The 17,958-nt window shown below is 71.3% G+C and carries 14 protein-coding genes; 7 read left to right on the forward strand and 7 right to left on the reverse strand.

Annotation, left to right across the window (positions count from 1 at the left end):
* Positions 1–13 precede the first annotated feature (13 nt).
* Positions 14–1,384, forward strand: coding sequence for an L-serine ammonia-lyase (locus VGJ24_RS09540; protein WP_331500316.1), 1,371 nt, complete (start codon positions 14–16; stop codon positions 1,382–1,384).
* Positions 1,385–1,607: 223 nt separating this feature from the next.
* Here VGJ24_RS09540 and VGJ24_RS09545 read toward each other — a convergent pair whose 3' ends face one another.
* The 3 genes from VGJ24_RS09545 to VGJ24_RS09555 all read right to left on the reverse strand — a co-directional run bounded on the left by VGJ24_RS09545 (position 1,608) and on the right by VGJ24_RS09555 (position 3,257).
* A complete protein-coding gene (locus VGJ24_RS09545; protein ID WP_331500317.1) occupies positions 1,608–1,949 on the reverse strand; it encodes a metallopeptidase family protein in 342 nt (113 codons plus the stop codon).
* Positions 1,950–2,012: 63 nt separating this feature from the next.
* The gene (locus VGJ24_RS09550; protein WP_331500318.1) at positions 2,013–2,306 is read right to left on the reverse strand and encodes a hypothetical protein; all 294 of its coding nucleotides are present in this window, start codon (positions 2,304–2,306) and stop codon (positions 2,013–2,015) included.
* Positions 2,307–2,399: 93 nt separating this feature from the next.
* Entirely contained in the window at positions 2,400–3,257 is an 858-nt protein-coding gene (locus VGJ24_RS09555) for a methylenetetrahydrofolate reductase (protein WP_331500319.1), read from the reverse strand.
* 162 nt (positions 3,258–3,419) lie between these two features.
* On the opposite strand from VGJ24_RS09555, the gene VGJ24_RS09560 reads away from it, so the two are divergent.
* Positions 3,420–4,157, forward strand: coding sequence for a phosphatase PAP2 family protein (locus VGJ24_RS09560; protein ID WP_331500320.1), 738 nt, complete (start codon positions 3,420–3,422; stop codon positions 4,155–4,157).
* Here VGJ24_RS09560 and VGJ24_RS09565 read toward each other — a convergent pair.
* Positions 4,119–4,595, reverse strand: a complete 477-nt coding sequence (locus tag VGJ24_RS09565; RefSeq protein ID WP_331500321.1) for a DUF6328 family protein — start codon at positions 4,593–4,595, stop codon at positions 4,119–4,121. The genes VGJ24_RS09560 and VGJ24_RS09565 overlap by 39 nt on opposite strands.
* A gap of 19 nt (positions 4,596–4,614) precedes the next feature.
* The gene (locus VGJ24_RS09570; RefSeq protein ID WP_331500322.1) at positions 4,615–5,271 is read right to left on the reverse strand and encodes a response regulator transcription factor; all 657 of its coding nucleotides are present in this window, start codon (positions 5,269–5,271) and stop codon (positions 4,615–4,617) included.
* A 120-nt stretch (positions 5,272–5,391) separates the two neighbouring features.
* Here VGJ24_RS09570 and recC point away from each other — a divergent pair, with 120 nt between their 5' ends.
* Genes recC through VGJ24_RS09590 form a run of 4 tightly spaced genes read left to right on the forward strand, consistent with a single transcriptional unit; the run spans position 5,392 to position 14,478 of the window.
* Positions 5,392–8,739 (forward strand): exodeoxyribonuclease V subunit gamma, encoded by a 3,348-nt coding sequence (gene recC, locus VGJ24_RS09575; RefSeq protein WP_331500323.1) that lies wholly within the window; start codon positions 5,392–5,394, stop codon positions 8,737–8,739.
* The gene (locus VGJ24_RS09580) at positions 8,736–12,068 is read left to right on the forward strand and encodes a UvrD-helicase domain-containing protein (protein ID WP_331500324.1); all 3,333 of its coding nucleotides are present in this window, start codon (positions 8,736–8,738) and stop codon (positions 12,066–12,068) included. The genes recC and VGJ24_RS09580 overlap by 4 nt, the downstream gene beginning before the upstream one ends.
* Positions 12,065–13,840 (forward strand): exodeoxyribonuclease V subunit alpha, encoded by a 1,776-nt coding sequence (gene recD / locus VGJ24_RS09585; RefSeq protein WP_331500325.1) that lies wholly within the window; start codon positions 12,065–12,067, stop codon positions 13,838–13,840. Before VGJ24_RS09580 ends, recD begins: the two co-directional genes overlap by 4 nt.
* Positions 13,841–13,869: 29 nt before the next feature.
* On the forward strand, positions 13,870–14,478 hold the full coding sequence (locus VGJ24_RS09590; RefSeq protein WP_331500326.1) for an amino acid-binding protein: 609 nt from the start codon (positions 13,870–13,872) through the stop codon (positions 14,476–14,478).
* Positions 14,479–14,481: 3 nt separating this feature from the next.
* On the opposite strand, the gene VGJ24_RS09595 is transcribed toward VGJ24_RS09590, so the two are convergent.
* Positions 14,482–14,925 (reverse strand): nitroreductase family deazaflavin-dependent oxidoreductase, encoded by a 444-nt coding sequence (locus VGJ24_RS09595; RefSeq protein WP_331500327.1) that lies wholly within the window; start codon positions 14,923–14,925, stop codon positions 14,482–14,484.
* A gap of 55 nt (positions 14,926–14,980) precedes the next feature.
* On the opposite strand from VGJ24_RS09595, the gene VGJ24_RS09600 reads away from it, so the two are divergent.
* A complete protein-coding gene (locus tag VGJ24_RS09600; RefSeq protein WP_331500328.1) occupies positions 14,981–15,898 on the forward strand; it encodes a 1,4-dihydroxy-2-naphthoyl-CoA synthase in 918 nt (305 codons plus the stop codon).
* 243 nt (positions 15,899–16,141) lie between these two features.
* On the opposite strand, the gene VGJ24_RS09605 is transcribed toward VGJ24_RS09600, so the two are convergent.
* A complete protein-coding gene (locus tag VGJ24_RS09605; protein ID WP_331500329.1) occupies positions 16,142–17,908 on the reverse strand; it encodes a phospholipase D-like domain-containing protein in 1,767 nt (588 codons plus the stop codon).
* Between the last annotated feature and the right edge of the window lie 50 nt (positions 17,909–17,958).

Consider the following 17,958-nt stretch of genomic DNA (forward strand, 5'->3'; position numbering starts at 1 on the left):
AAGGATCCCGCTGATGGCTCTCTCCGCGTTCGACCTGTACTCGGTGGGCATCGGGCCGTCGTCGTCCCACACGGTCGGGCCGATGCGGGCGGCCAAACGGTTCGCCGACGGGCTGGCCGAGTCCGGTCGCCTCGGCGACGTGCGCCGCATCCGGGCCGAGCTGTTCGGTTCGCTGGGCGCCACGGGTCATGGCCACGGATCGCCCAAGGCCGTCGTCCTCGGTCTCGAGGGCGAGGACCCGGCGACGACCGACACCGACCGGGCCGCGGGTCGCCTCGACGAGATCCGGGCCGCCGGGTCCCTGCGGCTGGCCGGCACGACGACGGTCCCGTTCGACGTGGACGACGACCTCGTGATGCATCGACGCCGCAGCCTCCCGGCCCACCCGAACGGCATGACCTTCGCGGCGTACGACGCCGACGACGCCGAGATCAGCTTCCGCACCTACTACTCGGTCGGCGGCGGGTTCGTCGTCGACGAGGCGGCGACCGGTGCCGACCGGGTCGTGGTCGACGAGACCCCGCTCCGCTACCCGTTCACCACCGGGGCCGAGCTGCTCGCCATCTGCGAGCGCGAGGGCCTGCCGGTCAGCCAGGTGATGCTCGCCAACGAGGCGGCCTGGCGCACCGAGTCCGAGATCCGCGAGGGGATGCTGCACCTCTGGTCGGTGATGGCCGAGTGCGTCCGGAGCGGGTACCACCGCGAGGGCGTCCTGCCCGGGGGGCTGCGCGTCCCGCGTCGCGCACCGGGCCTCTACCGCGACCTGACGGCCCAGGGGTACGCCGACCCGCTGCATGTCATGGACTGGGTCAACCTCTACGCCCTCGCCGTGAACGAGGAGAACGCCTCGGGCGGCCGGATCGTCACAGCGCCGACCAACGGCGCCGCGGGGATCATCCCCGCCGTACTCCACTACTACGTGAAGTTCGTCCCCGGCGCCGACGACGACGGCATCGTGCGCTATCTGCTCACCGCGGCCGCCGTCGGCATCCTGTTCAAGACCAACGCCTCGATCTCCGGTGCCGAGGTCGGCTGCCAGGGCGAGGTCGGATCGGCGTGCTCGATGGCCGCCGGAGGGCTCGCGGAGGTCCTCGGCGGCAGCCCGGCCCAGGTCGAGAACGCCGCGGAGGTCGGCATCGAGCACAACCTCGGGCTCACCTGCGATCCCGTCGGCGGGCTGGTCCAGATCCCCTGCATCGAGCGGAACGCGATCGCGTCGGTGAAGGCGATCAATGCGGCCCGCCTCGCCATCAACGGCGACGGCAGCCACAAGGTCAGCCTCGACAAGGCGATCAAGACCATGCGCGACACCGGCCGCGACATGAGCACCAAGTACAAGGAGACCGCCCGCGGCGGCTTGGCCGTCAACGTCATCGAGTGCTGACTGAGCTCAGCAGCGGGCATCAGTGTGCCCCGCGGGGGAATGGACACCGCGGGGCACACTGCGCGGGGGGACGCGCACCGAGATCACTGGGGTCAACGAGGACCCGGGTCGGGGGTTACGGACCCGATCGGTAAAACTCCGAACGGGCAGGCGTCAGCGCCCGCATCGACATGGCGCCGGCACGACCCGGAGCCGCCGGTCTGATCGTCCGCGCAGCCGACGCTCACCACCCGAGCTCACGCAGCCGCGCGTCGCCGATCCCGAAGTGGTGACCCACCTCGTGGATGACCGTTCGCCGAACCTGCTCGACGACCTCGGGCTCGCTGGTGCAGATCGCACAGATGGCACGCCGGTAGATCGTGATCCGATCGGGCAGGGCGCCGGCGTAGAACCCCGACCGACGGGTCAAGGGCACTCCCTGGTACAGCCCCAACAGTCCCCTCGGACCACCGTCGTGCTGCACCGTGACGGCCACGTTGCTCATGAGCTCGCCCAGCTCTTCGGGGATGCCGTCGAGCGCCTCGCTCACCATCACCTCGAACCGCTCGGGATCCACCTCGACCACGCACCAAGTGTCCAACCCCACGCCAGACGCGGGGGATCTCCGGCTTCGAGCGTGCGATGGCACTCAGGAGAAGACCACATGGCCGATGGCGAGAACCAGGGCCCCGAAGGAACCCACCGCCAGGAAGAACCAGCCCTGTGCTGTCCTCAGGTAGTACAGATACCGGTCCGGGGCGACCGCATCCTCCACCCGGTCGAGCATCGTGAAGAACTTGAAGAGATGGTGCATCCGTTGGGTGGACGTGCGCGGGAGGAACTCGGCGTCCTTGTCGGCCTCCGCCATGGAGTCCCACATCCTCAGCACCGTGCCGATGAACACGAACGTCGTGGACCCGATCAGGGTCACGTCGCGGATCACGGTGATGCGAAAGGTCGGGCCAGCATGACGACAGTCTTCAGCGCGGCGGTGGTGGTTTCGAAGATACGCAGCCTGCGTGCCGTGTCAACGCGGTCAGCGGCCGGTGGTCAGCTGCTCGAGGAGCTCCCGTCGCCACTTCTCGGTCTCGGCGATCTGGTTGAACGTGAAGACGTGCACGCCCTCGACGCCGAGCTCCGGTGGGGCAAGCTCGGCGGCGCACTTCTGCAGGAACTTCTCGCCGGTGAAGCCGCCGGGTGCGGCGAGCCGGGCGAAGGTCCCCTTGTGCTTGACCAGGAAGCGGGTCGACTCGCCGACGCCGATCTTGCCGGCCATGGAGATCAGCTTGGCCCGGTCGACGGGGCCGGGTACGCCGAGCAGGATCGGCAGGGTGATGCCGCGGGCACGCATCCGGCGTACCCAGCCGACCAGCATCGACGGGTCGAAGGTCAGGTTGCTGACCACGTGGGTCGCGAAGCGGCGCTTGTCCCACATCGACTGGATGGTGAGGTCGTCGTTGATGGTGGGATGCGACTCGGGGTAGCCGGTGATGCCGACGTGGGTGAACGGGTGGCCGATCTCGGCGAGGTCCTCGAGCATGCTGAGCGCGTCGGGGTAGGCACCGGGCGGGTCGGCGTCGCCGCCGGGCACGAAGACCCGGGTGATGCCCTTACCGGTGAGGCGCTCGGAGATCTCGATCAGCTCGGCACGGTCGCGCACCATCCGCGCGGCCAGGTGCGGGACCGCGACGTACCCGTGTCCGGTGAGTCGCTCGGCGAGGTCGAGGGTCGGCTCCAGACCCTTGCTCGGCGAGGCGGTCACGGTGATGGTGCGCTCCACGGGGACGTGCTCGAGCACCTTGTCCTCGATCGAGGCAGTCGGCAGCACCTCGTAGCGGGTGTTCTCGAGCAGCCGGACCGTCGTGTCCGCGGCCCTCGCCTTGTTGCGCATCATGCGTCTCATTCCGTAATACGCACCGTCCGGCTGCGAGTCTAGGACCAGACCCCGCCCCGGTCGATGGTCCGCGTCTCCGATTTTCCTCCGTAACGTCGCGCGAGCCGGCATCACCCCTTGCGGTGAAGCCGGGACGAGCAGGCCCCGCGCAGAATCCGGCGCATGTCCGCCCCGAGCAGGTTCGCCCCGCCCACCGGGCGACCGCTCGGCCGGACGGTCGCCTGCCTGGTGCTCGGCTTCGCGGTGATCTGTGCCGGGGTCGTCGCCCTCGGCTGGGCGATCACGCATCCGCTCGAGGACACGATGCGGCACGAGAACCCGGTCAACCGCTGGTTCGTCGACCAGCGCACGAGTGGGCTGACGCACGTCGCCGATGCCGGGTCCCTCGTCGGCGAGACGGTGACGGGACTCGTCGTCCTGGTCCTACTCGGCGTCGTCTTCGCTGTCTGGCGGCGGACCTGGTGGCCGCTGGTGTTCGTCGGCGTGCTCGACGCCGGCATGGGCCTGTTCTACCTGGCGGGTACGTCGCTCGACCCGCGGCCACGTCCCCCGGTGCCCATCCTCCAGTCGGGGCTGGTGGCCGACGCCAGCTTCCCGTCCGGGCACACCGGTACGGCGACCGCCATCGCGGCCGCACTCGCCGCGCTGCTCTGGGCCTACACCCGGGTGGCGAAGGCGCTACTGGTGCTGCTGCTGGTGGTGCCGGCGTACACGATGGTCTCCCGCCTGTACCTCGGCGCCCACCACGTGAGTGACGTGGTGACCGCGTTCGTCTACGCCTGGCTCTGGGCGTTGCTGTGCGCCCGGATGCTGCTCCCCGCGCGTCGGGCGCCGGTCGCGCTTCCGACCAGTGAAGCCGGTTCACCGCCCCGGATCGAGACGCGACGGGAGGACGCCTAGCAGCACGCCCAGCACGACCACGAGGAACGCCGCCACGACGATGCCGGCGGTCCAGCTGACGACGACCGAGAAGATCAGGGTCGCCATCCCCACCACGAGGACGGCGATGGCGGCGATCACGATCTGCGCGACGACGTGACCGACCCTCACCACACGCCCCTTGACGTGCTCCCCGAAGACGCGCCGGTGCATCATCACCGGCATCAGGTTCAGCCCGACGGCCATGCCGGCGATCACGACCAAGGAGAGGTAGAGCGCCTTCTGCCGATCGTCCAAGCCGCCGAACACCTGGGTGAACGCCAGCGTCAGCAGGAATCCGGAGAGCAGCTGAAGGCCGGTCTGGGTGATTCTCAGCTCCTGCAGGAGCTCGTTCCAGTTGCGGTCGAGCCGCTCGTCCTCCGACTCGTCGCGGCCGTCGCGGCTGACTGGTGGTGCCATGGCGCACCTCCTCGGTACTTCAGCGCTCGTCGGGCGACAGCTGGTCGCCGCTCAACCGAGCACGGTCGGGCTGGAACCCGTGGTCGATGCCCCACAGGATCGCGCGCGACCGCGAGGTGACGCCGATCTTGCGGTACGCCGAGCGGATGTAGGACTTGATCGAGTTGATCGACAGCAACGTCGTGTCGACGATGTCGTTGTTGGAGTACCCCTGGGTGATCAGCGACAGCACCTCGGACTCCCGGGCGGTCAGGCCTTCCTCGCGGCCCGGCCAGTCGCCGCCGACCAGCGGACCGCGGCCCGGGTCGTGCAGACGCACCGGCTCGCCGGCGTGGATCTTCTCGAGGGCGTCGACCAGCTCGGCGGCCGCGAGCCGCTTGCTGACGTACGCCGAGATGCCCGGCACGCGTCCCTGGCTCACCGTCGGGTCGTCGGCGCTCCACGTGTAGACGACGACCTTGCCGATGCGAGGGTCGCGCACCAGACGCGCGATGCGTTCGCGATCGCGGAAGCTCTGGGCGAAGGTGTCGAACAGGGCGATGTCCACCGCCGACACCGGATGGGCGTTCACATCCGCCTCGACCACCTCGATCCGGTCGCTGTAGGAGCGCAACATCGAGACCAGGCCGTGCACCACGACCTCGTAGTCGTTGACGATCGCGAGTCGGATGGCCACGGCCGAAGAGTATGGGCCGGACGCACCCCGGCGTGCTCACCTGTAAGGGTGAAACGCGTCCCCCATCCCGGTTGGGACGTCCCTGAGGGTGCTGTCCGACGGTCCGCCTAGTGTCGTCCCGTGAGCCTCCACCTGCACCGAGCGGTCCGCGCCGACGCGCTGGCCGACGGACTCGGGCGGTTGCTCGCGGCGCCGTTGCCGGACCCGTTCGCGAGCGAGCTGGTCGTCGTGCCGGCGCGCGGGATGGAGCGGTGGCTGAGCCAGCGGCTCTCACACCTGCTCGGCGCCGGACCGACCGGCGACGGGGTCTGCGCCGCGGTGGAGTTCCGGTCACCCGGCTCGCTCGTCGCCGAGATCACCGGCACCCGGGACGACGACCCATGGGCACCCGACGCGCTCGCCTGGCCGCTCCTCGAGGTGCTCGACGACTGCCTCGGCGAGCCGTGGGCGGCGACCCTGGCGCGACACCTCGGGCACGGGCTGATCGGGGAGGAGGCAGACCTCCGGTTGGGGCGGCGCTTCTCGGTAGCCCGTCGGCTCGCCGGACTTTTCGCGTCGTACGCCGGGCAACGGCCGTCCCTCGTCACCGACTGGTCCGAGGGCCGCGCCGGTGACGGCACCGGTCGTGCCCTGGCGAACGATCTGTCCTGGCAGCCCGAGCTCTGGCGTCGCCTGGTGGAGCGGGTGGCGGCGCCGTCGCCGGTCGAGCGCCACCGGCACACGGTCGAGGCGCTGCGCGAGGATCCCGAGGCGTTCGACCTGCCGACGCGGCTCTCGTTGTTCGGTCACACCCGGCTCTCCGTGACCGAGATCGACCTGCTCGCGGCGCTGGGCGACGGGCGCGACGTACACGTCTGGCTGCCGCATCCGTCGCCGGCCCTCTGGGCACTCCTCGTCGGGCGCCGGGGCGCCATCGAGAGGGAGGCCGACGACAGTCATCAGGTCGTGCGCCACCCGTTGCTGTCGAGCCTCGGGCGCGACACGAGGGAGCTCCAGCGGGCGCTCGCGGTCGCCGACCCTGCGAGTGACACCGAGGAGCCGTCACCCCCGACCACGGACACCTTGCTCGGCTGGCTCCAGGCCGACCTCGCCGCCGACGAGGCCCGTCCCTCCGGCCGCACCCTCGAGCCCCGCGACCGGTCGGTGCAGGTGCACGCGTGTCACGGCGTCGCCCGTCAGGTCGACGTGCTGCGCGAGGTCCTGCTCGGACTGCTCGCCGATGACCCGACCCTCGAGCCGCGCGACGTGCTCGTGATGTGCCCCGACATCGACACCTACGCCCCACTGATCGAGGCCGGGTTCGGGCTGGGCGACGTGGTCGGCGAGACCGGCCATCCCGCGCACCGGCTACGGGTCCGCCTCGCCGACCGTTCGCCGGTGCAGACCAACCCGCTGCTCGCCGTTGCCCGTGCCCTTCTCGACGTTGCGGGCGGGCGTGCGCCGGCGACGCAGGTGCTCGACCTCGCCCGGGCGGAGCCGGTGCGCCGGCGTTTCGGGTTCAGCGACGACGACCTCGAGCAGCTCGACATCTGGGCGCGGGAGTCCGGCGTGCGGTGGGCCTTCGATGCGACTCATCGCACGGAGTTCGGACTGCAGGACTACGTCGCGAACACCTGGGAGTTCGGTCTCGACCGGCTGCTCACCGGCGTCGCCCTGTCCGACGACTCCTCGGCCTGGCTCGACCGCGCGCTGCCGCTCGACGACGTCGGCAGCGCGCAGGTCGACCTCGTCGGCCGCCTCACCGAGTACGTCGCACGGTTGCGCGCCGCTACCGACCGGCTCACCGGGACGCACCCGCTCGACCACTGGCTCGAGGCGCTCGACGACGGGGTGGCGTCGCTGACCGCCGTGTCGTCGCTCGACGGCTGGCAGCCCGGGCAGGTGCACCGCGAGCTCGGCCGGGTACGACGCGCGTCCGCCGGCCTCGGCGCGGTCGACCTGCGCCTGCCCGACGTGCGCGCGCTGCTCACCGACCGCCTGGCCGGTCGCCCGACGCGCGCCAACTTCCGCACCGGCACGCTCACGGTCTGCACGATGGTGCCGATGCGGTCGGTGCCCCACCGGGTCGTGTGCCTGCTCGGGCTCGACGACGGGGTGTTCCCGAGACAGGGCTCGATCGACGGCGACGACGTACTGGCCCGCGACCCGATGACCGGCGAGCGCGATGCCCGCAGCGAGGACCGCCAGCTCCTGCTCGACGCCATCCTCGCGGCGACCCAGACGCTGGTGATCACCTACACCGGTGCCAACGAGTTCTCCGGGCAGCCGCGACCTCCCGCCGTACCGCTGGGAGAGGTGCTGGATGCCCTCGACACGACCGGGTCCACAGGCGACGGCCGCTCGATCTCCGAGGCCGTCTCCGTCCGCCATCCCTTGCAGCCGTTCGACCCGAAGAACGTCTCGCCCGATGGCCTCGTGGCCGGAGAGACCTTCTCCTTCGACACCGCCGCCGCGGCCGGCGCGCGGGCGGCCTCGGGACCGCGCACCCCGCCGGTGCCCTTCCTCGACGCAACGCTCGGCCCGGCCCACGCCGATGACGTGTCCCTCGCTGACCTCGTGCATTTCTGGACCGACCCGGTCAAGGGTTTCCTCGGCCGCGACGGCGTCGACGTCGCCCTGTCCATCGACGAGGACCAGCCGGAGGACGCTCTCCCGGTCGAGATCGACAACCTCGCCCAGTGGGCGGTCGGCGACCGGGTGCTCACCGACCTGCTCGCCGGCCTCGACCCGGCCGTGGTGAAGCAGCGCGAGTGGCGACGAGGCGAGCTGCCGCCGGGCCAGCTCGGCTGGCGGATGCTCGGGCGGATCCTCGAGCGCACCGCGCCTCTGCACGAGGCGGCTGCGGAGCTCAGAGCCTCCACGCCACGAGCGGTCGACGTCGCCGTCGACCTCGGCGGCGGCCGCCGGCTCGTCGGCACCGTCCCCGAGGTGTACGGCGACCGGCTCGTGCCGGTGACCTACTCCCGGCTCGGTGCCAAGCACCGCATGTCCTCGTGGGTGCACCTGCTGGCGTTGTCGGCGGCCAACGCCGACCGCAACTGGACCGCGCACACGCTCGGGCGTCCCCACAGCCGTTCACGCGACGCGGTCGCCACCTCGCAGCTCGGTCCGCTCGACCACACCTCGCTCGCCGTGCTCCGCGACCTGGTCGCGCTGCGTGATCGCGGGCTCCGTGCGCCGCTGCCGATGCCCCTCAAGGCCTCGCTCGGCTACGCACGCGCACGCCGTACCCGGGCCGACGTACCTGATGCGCTGGTCAAGGCGGGCTACGACTGGAGGGACGGGAAGTTCCCGGGCGAGCAGTCCGAGCCCGCCGTCCTGAAGATCTGGGGTCGGCTCGAGGAGCCGCCCGAGGTCCGTGAGAGCCCGGCACCGGGTGAGGAGTTTCCCGGCGAGACCGGTCGCTTCGGTGCGCTGGCCATGCGGGTGTGGAGCCCCCTGATCGAGGCCGAGCAGGGGAGCTGGTGAGGTCGCGCATGGAGTCCTTCGACCTCGCCGGTCCGCTCCCGACCGGCACCACGTTGCTCGAGGCCAGCGCCGGCACCGGCAAGACCTTCACCGTCGCCGCTCTCGTCACCCGGTACGTCGCGGAGCAGGGCGTGGCGCTCGACCAGCTCCTCGTGATCACGTTCGGCCGCGCCGCCAGTCAGGAGCTCCGCGAGCGGGTGCGCGACCAGCTCGTGCACGCCGAGCGGGCGCTGGCCGATCCCGCGACCGCCGACCGGAGCCATCCGGTGATCGGCACCCTTCTGGAGCAGGACGTCGGGCTCCGGCACGAGCGGCTGCGCGACGCGCTGGCGTCGTTCGACGCCGCGACCATCGCGACCACGCACCAGTTCTGCCAGACCGTGCTGCGCTCGCTCGGCGTCGCCGGCGACACCGACACCGGGGCCACCCTGGTCGAGTCGCTGGACGACCTCGTGGTCGAGGTGGTCGACGACGTCTACCTCAAGACCTTCGGCGGGGAGACGACCGATCCGCCGTTCGGCCGCGACGCCGCGCTCACCCTGGCGCGCACCGTCGTCGGCGACGCCCATGCGGAGCTGGCGTCGGTGAGCAACAGCGAGTCCGAGGCGGGAGCGCGCGTCGCGTTCGCGGGCGAGGTGCGCCGCGAGGTCGACCGGCGCAAGCGACGCCTCGGGATCCTGTCGTACGACGACCTCCTCGGCCGCCTCGCCGACGCGCTCACCGCAGACGACGCGCCCGCTCGGGAGCGGATGCGGCAACGCTGGAAGATCGTGCTGGTCGACGAGTTCCAGGACACCGACCCCAAGCAGTGGGAGGTGCTCGACCGGGCCTTCTCCGGCCACGCCACGATGGTGCTGATCGGCGACCCGAAGCAGGCCATCTACGCGTTCCGTGGCGGCGACGTCGTCACCTATCTCGCGGCCGCGGGCACGGCGTCCACCCGGGCGACGCTCGACACCAACCGTCGCAGCGACGCCGACCTCGTCGCACGCCTCCAGGTCGTGCTGCGTGGCGCCGCCCTCGGCGACCCGCGGATCATGGTCCGCGAGGTCACCGCGTCCCACCCGGGCTCGCGGCTCGAGGGGGCTCCGTCCCCGGCGCCGTTCCGGGTGCGTCACGTCGAGCGGCGCGGCTTCAAGCTGGCCCGCGGGCTGATCCGCGCCGACGACGCGCGACGGCACATCGCCGCCGACTGCGCCGGCGACATCGCGGGGCTGCTCGCCTCCGACGCGACCTGGGACGGCGAGCCGATCGCCGCTCGACACGTCGCGGTCCTGGTCGGCGAGTGGTCCCATGCCGAGCTGGTGCGGGCCGAGCTCGTCGCTCGTGGCATCCCTGCTGTCGTCGGCGGCGGCACCAAGCTGCTCACGTCCCCGGCCGGCGACCAGTGGCTGGCCCTGCTCGAAGCACTCGAGCAACCCCATCGCTCGGGCCGAGTCCGCGCCGCCGCCCTCACGTCGTTCCTCGGCCGCACCCTCTCCGAGCTCGACGCCGGCGGAGATGAGCTCACCGACCGGCTCGCCGACCGCCTGCGCGGCTGGGCCCTGCTGCTGCGCGGCCGCGGCGTCGCGGCGTTGTTCGAGGCGTCCGAGGAGCGCGGGCTGACCGCCCGCGTGCTCGGGACCGTCGGCGGCGAGCGGCTGTTGACCGATCTCCGGCACCTCGCGCAGACCCTCCACGAGACCGCCCGCCGTGAGTCGTTGGGACTGACCGGGCTGCTGGAGTGGCTGAGGTCCGAGCGCGAGAACGCCGCGTCCGAACGGGTCCGGCGTCTCGACAGCGACGCGGCGGCCGTCCAGATCACGACGGTGCACCAGAGCAAGGGCCTGCAGTACCCCGTCGTCCACCTGCCCTTCGCGTCGATGAGATTCGTCCGGTCGGTCGACGTGGCCCGCTACCACGACGAGCACGGCACGCGGATGGTCGACGTCTCCGGTGGCGGTCCCGAGTGGTCGGCCCACGAGGAGGCACATCTCGGCGAGGAGGCCGGCGAGGAGCTGCGCGACCTGTACGTCGCGCTGACCCGTGCCCAGTCGCAGGTCGTCACCTGGTGGGCCCCGACCCGGAACACCCCCGACGGCGGACTGCACCGACTCCTGTTCGGACGCCAGCCGGGACAGGCCGAGGTGCCCGACAGCCAGGGCGTCAAGGACGATGCGTACGTCGCTCGCATCCTCGGCCTGCTCCACGAGCTCGGCGGGCCGTCGCCCGAGGTGTCGAGGGTGTCGGACGCGGCGCCCGAGGCCGCGCGTGGCCCGGTGGGCGAGCTGGCCGCCCGGGTGTTCGACCGCGAGGTCGACACCGAGTGGCGACGCACGTCGTACTCCGGGCTGATCCGGGTCCAGGAGCAGCCGGCCGGGGTGAGCTCGGAAGTCGAGGTGGAACCGAAAGACGACGAGCAGATGTCAGGCCACCTCGCGAGCGAGCGCGCTTCCGTCTCGCCGCGGCCGCCGCGCTCCGACTCCGTCGGATCCCAGCGTCCTCGCTCGAGCCCGATGGCCGACCTCCCGGCGGGCGCGACCTTCGGCAGCCTGGTGCACGGTGTCCTGGAGCTGGCCGACCCCGAGGCGCCCGATCTGCGCGAGGAGCTGTTGGCCCGCACCCGCGAACAGCTGTCCTGGTGGCCGGTCGGCGTCGACGCCGAGGCGATCGCCGACGGCCTGGTCCCGTCGCAACACACGCCTCTCGGTCCGCTCGCGTCCGGGCTCCGCCTGGTCGACATCCCGGTGCGCGACCGGCTCTGCGAGCTCGACTTCGAGTTCCCGCTGACCGGCGGCGACCGCCCCGAGCGGGCTCGCAACGACGTACGTCTCGGCGACGTCGCCGGACTGTTGCGCCGCCACCTCTCCGCCGGCGACCCGCTCGCGCCGTACGCCGACCAGCTCGTCGGCCCGCTCGCTGAGCAGGCGCTGCGGGGCTACCTGTCCGGGTCGATCGACGTGGTCCTGCGCGTGCCGGACGGCCGTGCTGACGACGGCGGTCATCGATACGTCGTCGTCGACTACAAGACGAACCTGCTCGGTGAGCCCGGGACGCCGTTGACATCTGCCGACTACGGCCGCGCCGAGATGGCCGGGGCGATGCTGCACAGCCACTACCCCCTCCAGGCGCTGCTGTACTCCGTCGTCCTTCATCGCTATCTGCGCTGGCGACTGCCGTCGTACGACGCGTCGCTCCACCTGGGCGGTGTCCTCTACCTGTTCCTGCGCGGCATGTGTGGCCCCGAGACGCCGGTCATCGACGGGCGCGTCGCGGGCGTCTTCGACTGGTCACCGCCCGCTGCGCTGGTGACCGACCTCAGCGACCTGCTCGAAGGGACCGCGAGATGATCGAGCCCTTCGAGACCGAGGACCCGCACGACCGCCGCTTCGCGCTCGGGCTGTCCGGCGTGCTCGGCCGCTTCAACGCCTCGGGCGTGGTCGAGGCCGCGGACGTCCATGCCGCCCGGCGCATCCAGGCGCTGGCCGCCGAGCCCGACGACGACGTCGCGCTGGCGGTTGCCCTGGCGGTGCGTTCGCTGCGGCACGGCTCGGTCTGCCTCGAGCTGCCCGGGCTGACCGCCGAGGCGTTGCCACCGGGCCTGGCCTGGCCGGGTGACGGCTGGGTCGACCGGGTGGCGGCCAGCCGCGTCGCGCAGGCCGGCGTCGTGCGCGTCGAGGACGGCGTGCTGTACCTCGATCGCTACTGGCGTGAGGAGTGCCAGGTGCGCGACGACCTCGTCTCACGGCTGTCGCTGCCGCCTCCGGCGGTCGACGAGGCACGCCTCGAGACGGTGGCGCGCGTCCTCTTCGACGAGAGGTACGACGAGCAGCGCGCGGCCGCGCTCGCGGCGGCCCGGCAGTGGACCACGGTCCTCACCGGTGGCCCGGGCACCGGCAAGACGACCGCGGTCGCCGGGCTGCTGGCGCTGCTGGCCGACCAGTCCGACCGGCCGCTCCGGATCGCGCTCACCGCACCGACCGGCAAGGCCTCGGCGCGCCTGCAGGAGGCGGTGCGGACGGCGCTGGCCGGGGCGCCGTTCGACGATCACCGCGACGCGGTCGGTCAGCCCGTCGCTCAGACACTTCACCGGCTGCTGGGCTGGAAGCGCGGCAGCCGCAACCGGTTCCGCCACGACCGGCGCAACCGGCTCCCCCACGACGTGATCGTGGTCGACGAGACCTCGATGGTGTCGCTGACGATGATGGCCCGCCTGGTCGAGTCCGTACGCGCCGACTGCCGGTTGGTGTTCGTCGGTGACCCCGACCAGCTGGCCTCGGTGGAGGCCGGGGCGGTGCTCGCCGACCTGGTGGCGGGGCTCACCCGCCGTGATCCCCTGGTCGTGGCCGCGCTGACGACGTCCCACCGGTTCGGCCCGGAGATCGGCGGGCTCGCCGCGGCGGTGCGCGACGGCCACGCGGACGCCGCGCTCGACCTCCTGGCGACCGGCGGCGACCATGTCGAGCTGCTCGACGCGTCCGATCCCGACGTCCTCGCCGGGCTCGGTGACCGGCTGGTGAGGCACGCCCTGCGGCTGCGCGAGGCCGCGGCGTCCGGCCACGCGAGCGAGGCGGTCGCGATCCTCGACCGGCACCGCCTGCTGTGCGCCCACCGGGACGGCCCGTGGGGCGTCGGCCACTGGAACCGGCTCGTCGAACGCTCCCTCTCCGAGCACACCGGGCTGCCCATCGGGGGCGGTTGGGGTCAGGAGTGGTACGCCGGAAGGCCACTGCTGCTGACCAGCAACGACTACGGGCTGGACCTGTTCAACGGCGACACCGGGGTCGTCGTCGCCACGGACGAAGGCCTGCGGGCCGCGATCGCCGTACCCGGTGGTCATCGCGACCTGGCGACCTCGCGGCTCACCGATGTCGAGACCATGCACGCGATGACCGTGCACAAGAGCCAGGGCAGCCAGGCGGCCACGGTCACCGTGCTGCTCCCGCCCGACGACTCGCGGTTGCTCACCCGCGAGCTGCTCTACACGGCGCTGACCCGCGCCGAGCAGAAGGTGACCGTGGTGGCGACGCCCGACGCCGTGCGCCTCGCCGTACGTCGGGAGGCGCAGCGGGCCAGTGGCCTGGCCCCGCGGTTGGCCCACTCCCCGGGCAACGAGACCTGACCGTCCCGTGACCTGGCTAGGGTCGGGGCATGCTGCTGCTGAGGGTGGAGCTGCCGAACGTGCCCGGGTCGCTGGGCCGTCTGGCGAGCGCGATCGGCGCCGCGGGTGGTGACATCGAGTCGATCGAGATCGTCGAGAAGCGCGTGGACGGCACCGACGTCGACGACGTGCTCCTCGACATGGTCGAAGGCACGATGCCCGACTCCGTCGTGTCCGCGTGCAACGCCGTCGACGGAGTGAAGGTGCTGTGGATCAGCCGCTACCTCGCCGGCGGCAACCTGTTTCCCGACCTCGAGGTGGTCGAATCCCTGACCGCGGACCCCAAGATCGCCCTCGACCGGGTGGTCGAGGCTCTGCCGGTCGCCTTCCGGTGCGAGTGGGCGGCCCGGGTCGCTGTCACCGAGAACGGTTTCGAGATCGAGCGCGCCAGCGAAGGGGCGCCGACCTCGATCGACCTCAAGCCGGACTCGGGGCTCGCCCGGCAGACGATCGGCGACGACCTGGTCGCGATCGCCCCGCTCGGGCAGGCGCGGGTGGTGGCCATCGGGCGCCGCGGCGGCCCTGAGTTCCTCGACTCCGAGCTCGCTCGGCTCGGTCATCTGGTCGGGCTGGCCGCGTCGATCGCGCGCGCGACGTAGGACTCAGTCCGCGCGCTCCAGCAGGAACACCGGGATCTCCCGCTCGGTCCGCTTCTGGTACTCCCCGTACGTCGGCCAGGTCTCGACCGCGTAGTCCCACCACTGCGTGCGCTCCGCACCCGACACGAGCCGGACGTCGTACGTGTGCTTCTCCGCGCCGTCCTGCAGGTCGACCTGGGGGTGTGCGAGGAAGTTGTGGTACCACTCGGGGTTCTTGGGTGACCCGCCCACGGACGCGATCGCGACGTACGCGCCGTCGCGCTCGACCCGCATCACCGGGTTCTTCCGCAGGCGGCCGCTCTTCGCACCGATCGAGGTGATCACCACGATCGGGTAGCCGGTGTCGCGCAGGGTGTTGGCGCGCTCGCCGTCGGACTCCTCGTACGCCGCGACCTGGTCGCGCACCCATTGCTGGGAGCTGGGGACGTAGGTGCCTTCGAGTGCCATGTCAGGGATAACCGGCAGTCCCACGCACGCATTCCGGCACCACTAGGTTGTCCGCATGAGCGCGATCGAGGGTGTCAGCGCGATCTTCGACCCCGAGCAGTGGGACGACGTCCCTGGCTTCGACGACCTCACCGACCTCACCTACCACCGGGCCAGGGCCCACGGCACGGTACGCGTCGCGTTCGACCGACCCGACGTCCTCAACGCCTTCCGCCCGCACACGGTCGACGAGCTGCTCCGGGTCCTGGAGCATGCACGGACGTCGAGCGACGTCGGCTGCGTGCTGCTCACCGGCAACGGGCCGAGCCGGAAGAACGGCAAGTGGGCCTTCTGCACCGGCGGAGACCAGCGCATTCGGGGCAAGGCGGGCTACCAGTACGCGGTGGGCGAGACCGCCGACACCGTGGACAAGGCCCGGCTCGGCCGGCTGCACATCCTGGAGTGCCAGCGGCTGATCCGCTTCATGCCGAAGATCGTGGTCTGCCTGGTCCCCGGCTGGGCCGCCGGCGGTGGGCACTCGCTGCACGTCGTCTGCGACCTGACCCTGGCCAGTGCCGAGGAGGCGCGGTTCAAGCAGACCGACGCCGACGTCGGCTCGTTCGACGGCGGCTTCGGCTCGGCGTACCTCGCCCGGCAGGTCGGCCAGAAGTTCGCCCGCGAGATCTTCTTCCTCGGCCAGGAGTACTCCGCGGAGGACGGCGTACGCATGGGCACGGTGAACCGCGCCGTCCCGCACGCCGAGCTGGAGGCCACCGCCCTGGAGTGGGGAACCCTGATCAACGGCAAGAGCCCGACCGCCCAGCGGATGCTGAAGTACTCCTTCAACCTGATCGACGACGGCCTGGTCGGCCAGCAGCTCTTCGCCGGCGAGACCACCCGCCTGGCCTACATGACCGACGAGGCCCAGGAGGGACGCGACCAGTTCCTGGAGAAGCGCGACCCCGACTGGTCGCCGTTCCCCTGGTACTACTGATCGCCCGAAGTGGGCCTTCTCCGCCGCCGAGGTGTGACCTGTCCGCCGCCGAGGTGTGACCTGTCCGCGGCCGAGGTGTGGCCTGTCCGCGGCCGAGGTGGGCTTCACCCGGCGGAGTCAACGGTGAGTCGGGCTCGGAGACTCCAGTGCTGGGGCCGGAGAACTCCCACCTGGGGTTCGGAGAACTCCCACCTGGGGTTCGGAGAACTCCCTCTTGGGCGCGGGAGAGGGCCCACTTCGGCGTCAGGCGCGGGTGAAGCCGGTCATGGCCTGGTAGAGCGCGAGCCGCTTGCACTTGAGCGACCCCGGCGCGTACTTCTGCTCCCAACTGTCGTCCTCGCTGAGGAACAGGCTGGCGTCGAGGACCGACTGCGGCTCGCCGGCGGTGGCCTCGGTGACGCTGCGGAAGTAGTAGTGGTTGAAGATCCGGTTGAACTCGGTGGTGTAGATGTCGGCGGCCCGGCGGTCGCCGCGGACGACGATCATGTTCTCGTCGTTGTCGGTCGTCGACGCGTCGCTGAAGTTGGCCGAGCCGGTGACCACGATCGGGTCGTCGCCCAACGGGTCGATCAGCATGAACTTGGAGTGCACGTAGCTGACGTGGCTGTTGAGGCCGAGGAGCGCGGCGTTGGTCTCCTTCGCCCATTGGTAGACCGGGTTTTCGAGGTACGAGCCCCACGCTTGGTAGACGTTGTTGCGGGCGTTGATCCGGACGAACGCGGTCGGGTGCTTCGGGTCGGGCTTGTCCTGCTTCTCCAGCAGCATGAAGACGATCGCGTTCTGCGTGGTGTTGTCCGACAGCAGGGCCTTGAACGCGGCACCGACACCGAAGGCGAAGGTGATGCAGCCCTCGCGTGCCGCGCTGTCGAGCAGTACGGCGTACTCCTGGAGCACGGCGGTGGTCCTGCGTGGGCTGAACACCGGCGTGACTCCGGCCGGTGCGTCGTGCAGGTCCGCGGGCACGGGGGAGAGCTGCTCGACCGCCGAGCGGAAGGCCGCGTTCTTGGCGATCGCCTGCGAGCGGGTGTCGTCCGAGCGGCCACCGGGGTCGCTGGACAGCAGGTTCCAGTAGCCCTGGAAGGCGAGGGCCGTGGCCGGGTCGCGGACCCAGTGGCCGACGTTGGTCTGACCCGCGATGCCGCCGAGAGTGAGGTTGGTGGAGCCGGTCCACACCTGGGTCGGCACGGAGCCTGCGGGGATGTGCACCATGAACTTGTTGTGCGCGATGTCGGCCTTGCGCGCCTCGCGCAGGACCACCCGGTCCATCGGGATCTGCGCCGACGCGAGCGTCGCCAGGTTCTCCTCGCGCGGGAAGTCGGCGGTGGTGGCGGTGCCGTTCTGCTTGGCGTCGACGACCAGCCGGACGTCGACTCCGCGGTCGATCGCGTTCTTGAGGGCGGTCGCGGCGGGCTCGTAGGCGAACTCGTAGAAGCAGCCGAGCAGCCGGTCACCGGACTGGGTCTGATCCACGAAACGCAGGAGCGCGTCGTCGAGGTCGCGGCTGAGCCAGCCGAGCGCCTGCTTCTGCCGGTCCGGGTCGAGGTCGGCGATCCGGGTGTCGCCGTACGTCTTGGTGTAGGCCTGGCTGCTCGCGACGCCGCGGTTGAAGAACACGTCGTGGCGCTCGCCGTACAACGGCTCGGTGCGGATGGTCAGCGTCAGCGCGGTCGCCGAGCGGTCGAGGTCGGACGGCGTGCCCTTGAGCGGGTGGAAGACGTAGCGGTAGCGGCTGTCCGGCTGACACGTGAAGTCGTCCCACGTGAAGCTCTGTACCGGCTGGTCGTGCGTGCTGACCCGGGTGTCGGCATCGGGCTCGGGGATCAGGGAACCGAAGACCTTGAAGCCGGACATCCACTCGTCGGTGCCCGCGGCCAGGTCATAACGGCGTACGGCGAAGCCGAGCAGGCCGGCCTTCGTGCGGTCGCTCGCGATCACCGCGAACGACACCGTGTTCGTGCCGGTGACGGCGTACACCCTGCCCGCGGCCGCGGTGCGTGACCTGAACCGCATGCCGCACCTCCCGTTGCTCCGACGGTACTGCTCGAGTGCGATGCGCGTCG

The sequence above is a fragment of the Nocardioides sp. genome (assembly GCF_036493135.1).
Classification (GTDB): Bacteria; Actinomycetota; Actinomycetes; order Propionibacteriales; family Nocardioidaceae; genus Nocardioides.

Excerpts from the sequence above, each read along its gene's own strand:
- VGJ24_RS09600 (WP_331500328.1), top strand. The coding sequence starts at position 14,981 with ATGAGCGCGATCGAGGGTGTCAGCGCGATCTTCGACCCCGAGCAGTGG.
- VGJ24_RS09560 (WP_331500320.1), top strand. The coding sequence starts at position 3,420 with ATGTCCGCCCCGAGCAGGTTCGCCCCGCCCACCGGGCGACCGCTCGGC.
- VGJ24_RS09590 (WP_331500326.1), top strand. The coding sequence starts at position 13,870 with ATGCTGCTGCTGAGGGTGGAGCTGCCGAACGTGCCCGGGTCGCTGGGC.
- VGJ24_RS09565 (WP_331500321.1), bottom strand. The coding sequence starts at position 4,595 with ATGGCACCACCAGTCAGCCGCGACGGCCGCGACGAGTCGGAGGACGAG.
- VGJ24_RS09605 (WP_331500329.1), bottom strand. The coding sequence starts at position 17,908 with ATGCGGTTCAGGTCACGCACCGCGGCCGCGGGCAGGGTGTACGCCGTC.
- VGJ24_RS09595 (WP_331500327.1), bottom strand. The coding sequence starts at position 14,925 with ATGGCACTCGAAGGCACCTACGTCCCCAGCTCCCAGCAATGGGTGCGC.
- VGJ24_RS09540 (WP_331500316.1), top strand. The coding sequence starts at position 14 with ATGGCTCTCTCCGCGTTCGACCTGTACTCGGTGGGCATCGGGCCGTCG.
- recD (WP_331500325.1), top strand. The coding sequence starts at position 12,065 with ATGATCGAGCCCTTCGAGACCGAGGACCCGCACGACCGCCGCTTCGCG.
- VGJ24_RS09555 (WP_331500319.1), bottom strand. The coding sequence starts at position 3,257 with ATGATGCGCAACAAGGCGAGGGCCGCGGACACGACGGTCCGGCTGCTC.